We start from the raw sequence: 11,949 nt of genomic DNA on the forward strand, positions 1-11,949 counted from the left end.
GCAATGAGGTCCTGATTCTTTCCATGTCGACAATCATCCAGCTTGCCATCGTCCTTGGCATTATGGTTCTGGTCCACGAATTCGGCCACTTCGCCGTCGCCAAACTCTGCGGCATCCGCGTTGAAGTGTTCTCCATCGGCTTCGGCAAACGTCTCTTCGGCTTCCGACGCGGCGACACTGAGTATCAGATCGCCGCCGTTCCCCTCGGCGGTTACGTCAAAATGGCGGGCGAGATGGGCTTTTCCGGAAACGAACTCAGCCCAGGCAGCGTCGCGCCCACCGATCCGGGCGACTTCAACGCCCACCCCCGCTGGCAGCGCATCCTCGTCGCTCTGGCTGGCCCCTTCGCCAACTTCATCCTCGCGCTCGCTCTCATGACCGGCGTGTCCATGCTTCACAATGAAGTGCAGGAGTTCATCGACGGACCCGCACACACCGACTACATCACTTTGAACACACCCGCGAGCCGGGCAGGAATTCATAGCGGCGACACCATCGTCCACTATGACACCATCGAGAATCCCACCTGGGATCAGGTCGGCATCCGCTCCCTGCTGAATCTCAACCAAACAGTCCCCTTCTCTTTCATTCACGACGGCCAACGTACCGATACCAAGCTCTTGGTCGAAAACAAGGGTGCTCCCGACGACTTCTCTCTCGATAACCTGGGCATCATTCCGAAGATGCAGACCACACCCGTCCAGGTCGACTCGCTTGAGCCCAGCATGCCTGCAGCCCGCGCTGGCCTCAAACCCAAGGACAAGATCCTCAGCATTGACGGCCTTCAGCTGCACTCGGTTCCGGCACTGTTGTCCTACCTTCAGGATCAGGCAGGCAAGCCCGCGTCCCTCGTCATTCAGCGCACAGCAGCTGATGGCACCGTGCAGACTCTTCCGATTCAGGTCACTCCGGAGCTTGCGGAAACACCCGGCGGCCCTAAGGAAAAGGACTACCGGCTAGGTTTCGTTGCGGTGCAGCCGCCAGTCAAAGTAGAGCGTTTGCCCTTTGATAAGGCAGTAGTTGCGTCGTGGCAGTTCAATAAAAAAGGCTCTTTGCTGATTGTTGAAGTGCTGAAGCGGCTCTTTACGCGGCAGGTTTCGGTGAAGAGTCTGCAGAGTCCGATTGGGATTGGGCAGCAGATTCATCAGGCCGCGCAGATGCCGGGTTGGATGCCGCTGATTGGATTGATGAGTTATATCTCGTTGAATCTGGGGATCTTCAATCTTCTGCCGATTCCCATTCTCGATGGCGGCATGATCTTGTTTCTACTGATTGAGACCATTATGCGACGGGATGTGAATCAGCAGATCAAAGAGCGGGTTTATCAGGTTGCGTTCGTCTGTTTGTTGGCGTTCTTTGCGTTCGTCATCTTCAACGACCTGACGAAACTCAATCTCTTCACGAAGCTCAAACCGTAAAAACTTCAGAAAAAAAATAAGACCCCGGAGCGAGCTGACTTGCTCCGGGGTTTTCTTGTTTTTGCTGGTGTTTTTGAGGGGTGTTCTAGAAAAAATGCGTTTTCGGCGTGGTGTTTTGATGGTGAGAACGTGGTGAAATGCGTGGTAAACGTGGTGGGAAAGCCGTCACTTTTCCGTCCGCAAAAAATGCGCCACCATTCTCAACTATTTTTTTTCTCCACTCGAAGCTGCTCGCAGTTCCGCTACGATCTCCCCCACTGCCTTTCGCGCTTCGTCTTCTCTGTCGGGGGGAAAGCTGATCGCGCCTACGCGGGCGTGGCCACCACCGCCGTAGCGCTCGCAGATCGCCGCGAGGTTCACAAGCTCTGACGGCATCAGCTTCGTCCAGGGGTTCGTTCCTACCGACACCTTGGTCCGAAAGCTTGATTTGCTCAGGCCCACGTTGTAGGTCGCGTCGGGGTGCAGGTAGTACGGGATGAACTTGTTGTAGCCTTCGGTCGGCTGATCCGTGATGTCAAAGGTGATCACGCCCTGATCCACTGTCGATCGCTGCTTGATCAGCTCGAGTGCCGCCCAATGCCGATCCATCAAGGGACCCAGCAGCTCCTGGACGAATGGTTGGTCCAACACCCGTTGCAAACTCATCTCGGTCAAGATCGGAATCAGCCTCCGGACCAACGTCGGGTCCGGGGAGCTTTCGATCACCATGGTCAGCTTCATCGCCGGCTCGGCCATCTCGACTGCGGCCTTGGCGCTCTCATACCGCGCACCGTCAACAATGTCAGCCCACTTGATCAACTCGAGCACTGGTGCGGTGTCAAAGCCGAAGTTGACCTGGGCTATATCTGCGATCAGGCTCGTGCACGAGATGTAGTTCGGGTTGAAGAACTTTCGCATGCGTTCAGACCCATCGGCCTGTCCTGCTTCGAAGTGCTTCTGGTCCTCGGGCGTCAAAAATGCGCTTTGATGGTGATCGAACCACCACGTTACCTTGGGTGAGGCCGAGTATTTGAAGTCCACGATAGCGTTTTCACCGCTGGTGAACTCCGCCTCGTCAAAGAGCGCTCCAGCCCGATGCACCAGCCCATGGTAGGAGTATGAGTCCGCACTCTTCACCCGCTCCCTGTGGAACCTCGTAAATAACGAAGCTGAACAAGCTCCATCGAAGCATTTGTCGTGATAAAAGATCTTACAGTCCAAATCGGCCATCTCCCGCGCTCAACACCTTTCTCGAAGGTGTGAAGAGTCCAGCATAGCGCACCCCGTGTCTCTGGCGATTCCTGTGACTTCATGGAACTTACTCCTGGCCGGCGTCGTATACCGTCCTTACCAAGAGGATTCCTTTGCAGACCCAAACGACAGATCTACTCCCAGACCCGCCGCTCCCTCCGACCGATCAATCGCCCATGGACCATCCCTCAACGCTGCGCAACATCTTCTTCGGCGTCGAAGGTCTACGCGCCGGTTGGAGCATCCTGCTATTTGCCGCCATCTTCGCTGCATTCATGTTCGTTGCGCACTTTATCGCGGTGAAGATTCATCCTCCGACGCACCACGCCTCGTCCGACAACACCATGCCGTTTTATTTCATGCTTCTGAACGAGGCCATCCCATTGGTCGGAGTTTGCCTCGTTACCTGGATCATGTCGAAGGTTGAGCGTCGCCCGATCGGGGTCTACGGACTTGGAGGCTCGAGCAAGCTCCCTCACTTTATCGCGGGTCTGGCCTGGGGAATTATCTGCCTGTCGCCGTTTATCTTCATACTCTGGAAGGCCGGCTTTCTCGTCTTTGACCAACGCCTGCTCTTCGGCACGGATATTTTTCGCTACGGCGCCCAGTGGCTCCTGATGTTCTTCGTTGTTGGTTTGTTAGAGGAGTACTTTACTCGCGGCTACCTCCAATACACGCTCACTCGTGGCCTCGCCGGTCTCTTTCAATGGGCATTCAAGACACCTCACAGCAAGGCTTTCGCTTTCTGGACTTCGGCCGTCATATTTTCTCTGCTCTTCGGATTCGCCCACGGCAGCAACCCCGGCGAGTCGCCCATTGGGCTTCTGACTGCGGGGATCGCCTCCATGATGTTCTGTCTGGTTCTGTGGCGTACAGGCTCTCTGTGGTGGGCTATCGGCTTCCACACCACGTGGGACTGGGGCCAATCGTATCTCTATGGAGTAGCTGACAGCGGCATCATGGTCCAGCACCATCTCCTTGCCACGCATCCCGTCGGCAAGCCGCTGCTGAGTGGAGGCACGACCGGTCCGGAAGGCAGCATCCTCATCCTGCCGATCATTGTCCTGATCGTGATGGTCATTGTCTTTACCCTGCCCCGCACGCACGCAGGTTATACGCGTCTGCTGGAGCGTCCCATCGAGTCCTGAGACGTCAGGGATTGCACGCTCGAACTAGACGATCGGGGTTCCCTGATACCGCGTCTCCGCGAGGTCAAGCTCCCGCTCCATCGTTCGGAGCACATCGTCTCCGATGCGCCCGCTGTCGCGCAGGGAGATGAGGGTGCGTCGCTCGGTCTGTAGCGCATCTTCGAGAATGCTTCGCGAGCGCGTCATGGTCGCAGTATCGATGGCTTCGAGATCTCCATCGGCACCTCCGCCAACGGCTGCGAGCTTATGCCTGTAGCGATGAATCAGATCGTCGTACAGATGCTCGTCGCCATTTTTGTCCCGTTTGCGCGCTTCTTCGAGGTGGTGAACGGCGGCGCGGAGTACGATTCGCCTCGCCTCTTTTTCCTCGGGATCCATTCCTGTGTTGCCTGCCAGGCCCAGCATACGAATCAGCACGGGCAGCGTGAGGCCCTGCAGCACCAGAGTGACGAGGATGACGCAGAAGGCTAGAAACACGATCAGGTTTCTTGTTTCAGATCGTCCAGCCCCAACTATCTCCGGAACTGAGATTGCGGCTGCGAGCGCAAGCACGCCGCGCATCCCCGTCCAGCCTACGACAAAGACCTCGCGTGGCTGCATCTCCTCTACGTTATGTTTCATCCAGCGCCGCTCGACATACGCCGAAAACTTGAAGACGGGAATGACCCAGACGATTCGCAACGCGATCAACACAACGCTGAAGACGATTCCGTAGCAGATCAGCGTGCCCCGGCCAAACTTGCCGTGAATGCCGTTGAGCACGTAGGGCAGTTGCAAGCCGATCAGCACAAAGACCAGGCCGTTAAGCATGAAGGTCAAGGCATCCCACGCCGCATTCACTTGCAGGCGCACTGCGGGCGAGAAGAACTCTGTGCTCTTTCGGCTCATGTAGATTCCACTCGCCACTACTGCCAGAACTCCAGAGGCTTTCGCGTGTTCTCCTGCGAGGTAGGCTGCATACGGAACGACAAGACTCACTACGAGTTCGACGGGGCCGTCGTCGATGAACTTTTCCAGCCAGCCGATGACTATGCCGATCAGCAGGCCGATCAGAATTCCGCCAAAGACCAGATACAGCAGCCTCAGAAAGCCGCCACCGAGCGTTGGGGTGTGCGAGCCCTGAATGATTCCAATTCCTATCTCAAGCGCGAGCAGACCGGTCGCATCGTTGAGCAGGCTCTCTCCTTCGAGGATGTCGACGATGCGCCTCGGAAGGCCAATCGACTTTGCAATCGAGGTTGCGGCGATCGCATCGGTTGTTGCCACCACGGCGCCGAGCAGAAAGCCTGCCTTCCAGTCGAGCGCAGTGATGAAGTGATCGGAGAAGAACGCGACTCCCCACACGGTAAAGCCCACCAGCCCGAAGGCGAGCAGACCAATCACGATGGCGTTGCGGCGAAACTCGCGCCAGGACATCGCCCACGCAGATGCATACAACAATGGCGGAAGAAAGACGACGAAGACGACGTCGGGATCAAGAGGCACGCGCGGCATACGAGGCAGAAAGCTGATGATGAGCCCCGCCAGCACGAGCACGATGGGATACGGCACCTTGATCCGCCGCGCCATCGCGGCAAACCCCGCGACCAGCACCAGCAGCAGAAGAATGACCGTCTCAACGGCATGCAGACTCGATCCAACTTCCATAGCACCTCCGTTTCGGTCCGGCGTTGCGTTCGACCTAAACTACATCCAGTGTCTCTAACAATGATGCTAAGTAAACCAGATTAATTGACCGCGCGGCGGTGGTTCCAGTTGCGCGCCAATCGCCGCTGACCATTTACACTTCGATCAGGCCATGAATCCGTACGAATCGATCGCCGCTGCCTCCCCGGAAGAAGCCCGAGCCGCTCTGCAGGTTCGACGCAGACGGATCTTTTATCGTCTGGTTGGTATTTTCACCGTGCTTCTTGTTCTTTGCGTTACAGTTGGGTTCTTTTATGGGCGTCACTGGACCAGGCAGGCGCTGCACGATGCCCTGCCTCAGTTGGACGGCTCGATCTCGGTGTCCGGTCTCTCCGCTCCGGTTACGGTGCAGCGCGATGCACATGGGGTTCCACATCTTCGGGCGAGTTCGCTCGACGACCTCGTGATGGCCCAGGGCTACGTTACCGCGCAGGATCGGTTGTGGCAGATGGATGCGTTGCGCCGCCATGCTGCTGGAAATCTTGCGGAGATTCTCGGTGCATCGTTGATTCCGCACGATCGTGCCCAACGCACTTTGCAGATCAGGGCCGCTGCCGACCGCGCTCTCGCGACTCTTCCTCCTGACCAGCTGCATCTGCTTGAGCGCTACGCCGCAGGCGTGAACGCGTCCATTGCCACGCAGAGCGCTCACCTTCCACTCGAGTTTCGGCTGCTGCGATACGAGCCTGCGCCGTGGACTCCTCGGGACTCGCTTCTCATTGGGCTGGTGATGTTTCAGGACCTGACCAATAGCTTTCCGACGCAGTTGAATCGCGAGGCCCTGACTGCGCTTCTGCCTTCTCATCTTGTTGGTGACCTCTACCCTGTGGACTCGTGGCGCGATCATCCGCCTGCTCAACCTACCGTCGACCTGACCGCGCCGCAGCAGGATATTCCCGATGTTCCGCTGGATGAATCGCAGACGAAGCTTCGCAAGCCGTCACTTCCGACAGCGAATCTTGACGATCTACTTGCGCTGCAAGAGACCCTCAAAAATCCGGTCTGCGAAGGCTGCTTTGCGGGCTCGAACGACTGGGTTATCTCGGGCGCACACACGGTTACGGGCAAGCCGCTGCTCTCGAACGACATGCACCTCGCGCATAATGTACCGGGTATCTGGTATCAGGCGGATCTTGAAGCACCGACAGCGAGTGGGGAGCTTCACGTCGCGGGCGTCTCTCTTCCGGGTGTGCCGTTTATTATCGTCGGCCACAACGCTCATGTTGCGTGGGGCTTTACCAACCTTGGCGCGGAGGTGCAGGACGTTTACATCGAACACACGCGTGGCAGCGGCGACACGATGGAGTATCAATCGTCCGACAACACATGGCACCCCGTGATCCATCAGCGGGAGGTGATCCGCGTCAAAGGCGCGAAGGACGTTCTGCTCGACGTGCCTGCAACCCAGCACGGCGGCGTAACGACCCCTATCGTTTCGGGGATGTTTCCGAGCGAGAAGCGCAGCCTCTCTCTTCGCTGGACGATCTACGACCCGCAAAACATCACGCCGTCCTTCTACGCCATCAACACCGCGACTGATGGCGCGAGCCTCGTCTCGGCATTCTCCACCTTTGGAGGCCCTGCGCAGAACGTCGTCTACGCCGACGATCAGGGTCACATCGGATACCACGCCGTCGGAAAGATCCCGATCCGCGGCAACATCGCTACGCCAAGCCCGATCAGTCCGGTTCCCAGCGATGCGCTTGACGCCACGCAGGAGTGGGTGGGAACCATCCCCTACGATCAGCTTCCGCGTGCGAGCGACCCGCCCAACGGCATCCTCGCCACCGCCAACTCGCGCGTGACCGCGGACGACTACCCCTACCCCATCACGCTCAACTGGGCCGCGCCCTATCGCAACGAGCGTATCTGGAAGGTTCTGACCGCACGCGCCATCGAGACCAAAGATAAGCTCACCGCAGACGACATGCTCGCTCTCCAAACCGATGTCTACTCCGACGTCGATCACGTTATCGCGCAGCGCCTTGCCTACGCTATCGATCACACCACCAAACCTGAGTTCACCACCGACAAGGTTGCGGCGAAGCGACTCCGTCAGGCCGCCGATCTGCTCCGCGACTGGAACGGCAACGTCGACGCAGACGCCGCAGCTCCCGCCATCGTCGTCGCGACTCGCGCCACACTGTGGCCGCTTCTGCTCGATCCCCAACTGAAGTCCCAGCCCGAAATGAAATCGGATCTTCAGCCCGGAGCCCATCGCACCGGAGCGGCTCTTTACACCTGGGGCAATAAAGCCTACGCGGAAGAGTGGCTCATCATGCACACGCCCAGCCGTTGGCTCCCCCCCGCCTACCCTACCTGGGACGATCTCCTCACAGCCGCCGTCTCAAAGGCTCTCACCGACGACCATGCTCCAATTGACCTCGCCAAGTGGCGCTACGGCCAGTTCCGACCCAGCGACATCGAGCACCCCATCTACAGCCAGTCTCCCCTTCTTCAGCGCGTTCTCGGCGTGCCCACCAGCCCCGGGCTGCAGCCTCAAAGTGGCGATGATGTCACGGTCAAGCAGGTAGGCCGCAACTTCGGCCCCTCCGAACGCTTCACCGCCGACCTCTCCGATCTCGACCATAGCACCCTGAACCTCGTCCTCGGCGAATCGTCGAACCCTTTGAGCGCCTGGTTCATGGACCAGTGGCCCGCCTGGTACCACGGCACCACCTTTCCATTGCCCTTCAGCCGCTCTGCTGTCGATGCTGCGACTACTCACACCCTAACTCTCACTCCCTAACCCACTCCCAGTTAGCGCTTCCTCGCGGCCGCAAGGGATCGGAATACCGTGCTGCAGCCGGAGATGTCCCGGCAGAGTCAACTTCTTCAGCTTTCGTTCGAGGACATCCACCTCCGCCACCGCAATCTTCCCGGTCCACTCACACTCTCCAAGCTCAATGGAGACGATCTCTCCCTTCTTCAACCCGAGCACCAGCCCTCGGATCGTCGTCACCAGCCCAACGTCGAATGCAATCTCATGAACAGTCTTGCCTCCCAGCCGCACATCCACATGCGGGTGCAGGGTGGAGTGAATCGAGTGGTCTGCGAGCACAGACACGATCTCCATCTCCGGGCTGCCTCGGCTCCGCTTCACGTCTTCCATAAACTTTGAGTAGTGCTTCCAACCATTCGCAAGCAATGACAACACACTCACGTGCATTGTCTCCTCGAGCGAATCGGTGACACCCTCTTGAATGCTGGTCCACGAGATCATCTTCGGCACCTTCTTACGCAGTTCGGTTAACTCCTCCGCGCCCAGTCCTGCCTTGATGTCGGTCTCCGCCACCCCGCCCCTGGCAAGCGCAAACAGATCGCCCAGGCTGAGATCCTCAGTCAGAACCGCTGTGTCCTTCTTTGCGTTCTCCCCTTCAGGTTTAGCCATTGATCCTCTTATCCGGACCTGCGTTTCGTTTTTAAGAACGTGATGCGCTCTTCTGCAGCTCCCACGTCGGGGACAAAGCTCAGCGACACATGCGGCTGCGGGCCAACGACGGTCACCTTTGGCACATCCCACCTGCAGCCTGTCGTCACGTTCAGCAGCATATGTAGGATCCAAAATCCCGCTCCAGCCAACGATGCCAGCGACGCGGTAACCAGGGCCTTCTTCTCTACGGAGAGCGTCTGCTTCGCTGGGGGCGCCGGACCGACATATGGTGCCGGTGGTGCTGGCTTCGGAAGATTAGCAATCTTTCTTTCATCCTGATTCTGTTGCACCCCTGGCGAGTCCAGTTTCGGTGTCTCCTGCGGCGGCGACGGTTTTGTCCCGTCTTCAGAGGACGCCTGCGCTTGCGATGCACTAGGCGGCGCGATGCTTGGCGGAGGCGGCTGGTTCGTTACGCCCGGCGAATCCGACATAACAGGCTCCGGCGGTAGGTTACGATTCGCCGGAAGTACCTGCTGCCCCGGGAACGGCGGCGATGTCGGGGGTCGCGGCCAGTCTGGCGGCTTTATGTACCCATTCACTGGCGGTCGCCCGCGAGGAGTCTGTTTCCAAGGATTCTGATTCTGCGTAGTCGTCGTGGCCGCTTGCAGCGGTGCGCCGTTCCTCGGCTTTCGATTCTGCGAATTCGTCGGCGGAGGGGGTTTCCCTTCGACTGTTGAGAATGTCGCAGGTGTCTGGCTCTGAGTAGATGTCTCATTCTGCGTCGGGGTCTGATTCAGTGGAGGTGTCTGATTCTGTGAGTTCGTCTTGAACGTTTCAGATATTGACGGTTGCGTCTGAGTGCCCGATCCGTGCGACACGACCAGCGAATTCATGCCGTGAAGATTCCCCTCAAATAGCTGGTTTGTTGAGAGCGACTGGGGTTGCAAAGCCCCGGAAGTCTGCGCTGGCGAGGCACCAGGATGGGGCTGTGCTGCACCTGCTAAAGGCAACCTTGCAGCAAAAGGCTGTGGTTGCGTTTTTGTATCCGGACGCTGCTCCCAGCTGTTCGCCGGTCCCTTCGGCGCAATCGCCGCGGGCGCCGGACTGCGTCCCATCGATTGTGGCTGCGCCGCCCTGGCATTCGAAACTGCTCCACGGTTTGGCCTGTTCTGCGCCTCAATCACCGGCCCAGCGCTCACCCCAGCGCATACCAGACTGAGAACTCCGATCCATCCAAGGCGCTTCATCATGGAAATCCTCCAGGCAACCGCAGGTTTCCACCTTGGAAGAATGGTGATTTAACTCCCGTCATCGTTTCCAGGTAAATCCTTCGTGCACGCGGGGGCGCGAAGTCCCGAACCTGGTCCTCGGCGAATCCTCCAACTTTTTGACTATCTGGTTCAGCGACCAGTCATCTGGGGCGTTGCCGTCGGCTCGCGCAGATACACCCCAACCGTGTCATTTCCAACCTGATAGCCAACGCGCCTTCTCCCGTGCGCAAGCTGAGTCCGCATCCAGGCATTCAGACTATCGGCGCCCTCCACCAGCAGCACCACGTCGAAGCGGTCGAGCGGATTGCCTGGCTCCTGGCTCCACGCGTCTCGGCCATCGTGACCCACATAGATGATCGTCATCGGCCTTCCTAGTTCCTTGAAGTCGAGCCAGAAGTCCCCCGTAGCCGCGACAGAGGCGCCGGCCGGGAGACTATGGATGATCGGCATAAAGCGATCCGGGCTGGTTTCGCCCGCACGACCTTGCCGCGGCGCGAGATAGATTGTGATGACGATCAACTGAAGTACGACGATCAAAGAAACCGCGTAGCGCCACACGGGACTAACGCGTCGCTCACCGAACGGCATCATCGCGACGCCGACCAGCAGAGGCCCATAAAGAAACTGGTAGCGATTGACGTTCATGTGAAAGATCCACTCCATCGCCACCAACTCCAGCGCGGAGCCCAACGCAAAAGCTGTCGCCAGCCGATACTCCAGCGCAGAGACGGAGGCGCGGCGCACCTTCAACACAAACCAGAGGAGCAACAGAACGACCAGCCCTAAGATCAGCGCAAGCACAAGATGTCGATTGAGAGAAGCCACATTGCGATCATGTAGCCGGTTTTGCAGCCATGTGCCTATGTCGTCATCTTTAGGGGTAGCCGAATGAAGAATTGCACGAAGCTGCCTGAGCGCAACCAGCGAGTTGCTTCTAAACGTAAGCACCCAGACAAGCACCGGCGTTATCGGCACGAGAAGAGCGGACAAAGCTTTGCTGCCCCAGTAACCTGGCACCGCCAGCATCACCAGGGGAGCCAAAAGAATAACCGCCGAGATGGCCTCCGGGTGAACGGAGAGCGCGAATCCCGCGAACAGTCCGCACGCGATCACACCGCGGCGAACAAGGCCGCTCGTCCCTTCGCGCTCCCCTGCGCTCACAGCGGCAATCATCACGGACGCAAACGCCAGGTGCACCATCAACGCAACCATCGACTCCATCCGCGCCATACGATCGACGATGATCAGCGGCGCGCACGTACAGTAAAGCGCCGCAACCATGGACGCCGCCGTCCAGCTGAGCACCTTTTCTTTGCCAAGAAAGTACAGGAGCAGCAACAGCACTGCGCATGCAGACAGACTCATCACCGTAGTTGTAAGACGCAGAGAGTAGACGGAGACACCGAACACGCGAATCGCCAGCGACTCGGTCAGCGGATACAACGGAGGAAAGTGCGCGAATAGATGGTCGATGCCGTAGGGGCTTCCGGCAAAGGTGGTCGCCGCGTATGCGTGCCCCTGGCCGAGCGAGACCGCGGCATCGTTGATGATCACCTCGTCGCCCTGCACAGGCGCCAGAGGAAGCTGCCCGTAGCGAATCAGCATGCAGGCCGCGTTGACGAGAAAGAGGACGAAGGCAAGACGGAGGTAACGACGCGAGCCAGAGTCCGCTCGCCTGGGGTCTGTAAAAGTCATCGATCGCTGGGTTCTCAATTCTACGGTTACCAGAGTCTAACGTGAAATCAGCCGTTGGTGTAGCTCGCCGAAAGACCGGCTGATAGCCACGCCACGAGCAGGGTAGAAATTCGGCGTTGACCACTGAT

Annotated in this window: 8 protein-coding genes; 3 read left to right on the forward strand and 5 right to left on the reverse strand. The window is 58.5% G+C overall.

The window, feature by feature from the left end; all coding sequences use genetic code 11:
- The first annotated feature begins 23 nt into the window (after positions 1 to 23).
- Positions 24 to 1,418, forward strand: coding sequence for an RIP metalloprotease RseP (gene rseP, locus RBB76_RS02640; RefSeq protein ID WP_429632915.1), 1,395 nt, complete (start codon positions 24 to 26; stop codon positions 1,416 to 1,418).
- 204 nt (positions 1,419 to 1,622) lie between these two features.
- Here the strand turns inward: rseP and RBB76_RS02645 are convergent, their stop codons facing one another.
- Positions 1,623 to 2,627 (reverse strand): DHH family phosphoesterase, encoded by a 1,005-nt coding sequence (locus RBB76_RS02645; RefSeq protein WP_429632913.1) that lies wholly within the window; start codon positions 2,625 to 2,627, stop codon positions 1,623 to 1,625.
- Positions 2,628 to 2,761: 134 nt separating this feature from the next.
- Between RBB76_RS02645 and RBB76_RS02650 the strand changes: the two genes are divergently transcribed.
- The gene (locus RBB76_RS02650) at positions 2,762 to 3,796 is read left to right on the forward strand and encodes a CPBP family intramembrane glutamic endopeptidase (protein ID WP_429632911.1); all 1,035 of its coding nucleotides are present in this window, start codon (positions 2,762 to 2,764) and stop codon (positions 3,794 to 3,796) included.
- A 24-nt stretch (positions 3,797 to 3,820) separates the two neighbouring features.
- On the opposite strand, the gene RBB76_RS02655 is transcribed toward RBB76_RS02650, so the two are convergent.
- Positions 3,821 to 5,443: a Na+/H+ antiporter gene (locus RBB76_RS02655; RefSeq protein WP_429632909.1), complete on the reverse strand. Its 1,623-nt coding sequence runs from the start codon at positions 5,441 to 5,443 to the stop codon at positions 3,821 to 3,823.
- Positions 5,444 to 5,594: 151 nt separating this feature from the next.
- Between RBB76_RS02655 and RBB76_RS02660 the strand changes: the two genes are divergently transcribed.
- Positions 5,595 to 8,231, forward strand: a complete 2,637-nt coding sequence (locus RBB76_RS02660) for a penicillin acylase family protein (RefSeq protein WP_429632907.1) — start codon at positions 5,595 to 5,597, stop codon at positions 8,229 to 8,231.
- Here the strand turns inward: RBB76_RS02660 and RBB76_RS02665 are convergent.
- From RBB76_RS02665 to RBB76_RS02675, 3 genes are all read right to left on the reverse strand, one after another.
- Entirely contained in the window at positions 8,214 to 8,873 is a 660-nt protein-coding gene (locus RBB76_RS02665; RefSeq protein ID WP_429632905.1) for a hypothetical protein, read from the reverse strand. The two genes, RBB76_RS02660 and RBB76_RS02665, sit on opposite strands and share 18 nt — an antisense overlap.
- 8 nt (positions 8,874 to 8,881) lie before the next feature.
- A complete protein-coding gene (locus RBB76_RS02670) occupies positions 8,882 to 10,105 on the reverse strand; it encodes a hypothetical protein (protein WP_429632903.1) in 1,224 nt (407 codons plus the stop codon).
- A gap of 150 nt (positions 10,106 to 10,255) precedes the next feature.
- Positions 10,256 to 11,821, reverse strand: a complete 1,566-nt coding sequence (locus RBB76_RS02675; RefSeq protein ID WP_429632901.1) for an ArnT family glycosyltransferase — start codon at positions 11,819 to 11,821, stop codon at positions 10,256 to 10,258.
- Between the last annotated feature and the right edge of the window lie 128 nt (positions 11,822 to 11,949).

This window comes from Tunturiibacter psychrotolerans, from assembly GCF_051013365.1.
GTDB lineage: Bacteria > Acidobacteriota > Terriglobia > Terriglobales > Acidobacteriaceae > Edaphobacter > Edaphobacter psychrotolerans_A.

Bases quoted from the DNA above. Each gene is read 5' to 3' on its own strand.
- RBB76_RS02665 (WP_429632905.1), bottom strand. From the start codon at position 8,873: ATGGCTAAACCTGAAGGGGAGAACGCAAAGAAGGACACAGCGGTTCTG.
- rseP (WP_429632915.1), top strand. From the start codon at position 24: ATGTCGACAATCATCCAGCTTGCCATCGTCCTTGGCATTATGGTTCTG.
- RBB76_RS02675 (WP_429632901.1), bottom strand. From the start codon at position 11,821: ATGACTTTTACAGACCCCAGGCGAGCGGACTCTGGCTCGCGTCGTTAC.
- RBB76_RS02670 (WP_429632903.1), bottom strand. From the start codon at position 10,105: ATGATGAAGCGCCTTGGATGGATCGGAGTTCTCAGTCTGGTATGCGCT.
- RBB76_RS02660 (WP_429632907.1), top strand. From the start codon at position 5,595: ATGAATCCGTACGAATCGATCGCCGCTGCCTCCCCGGAAGAAGCCCGA.
- RBB76_RS02645 (WP_429632913.1), bottom strand. From the start codon at position 2,627: ATGGCCGATTTGGACTGTAAGATCTTTTATCACGACAAATGCTTCGAT.
- RBB76_RS02655 (WP_429632909.1), bottom strand. From the start codon at position 5,443: ATGGAAGTTGGATCGAGTCTGCATGCCGTTGAGACGGTCATTCTTCTG.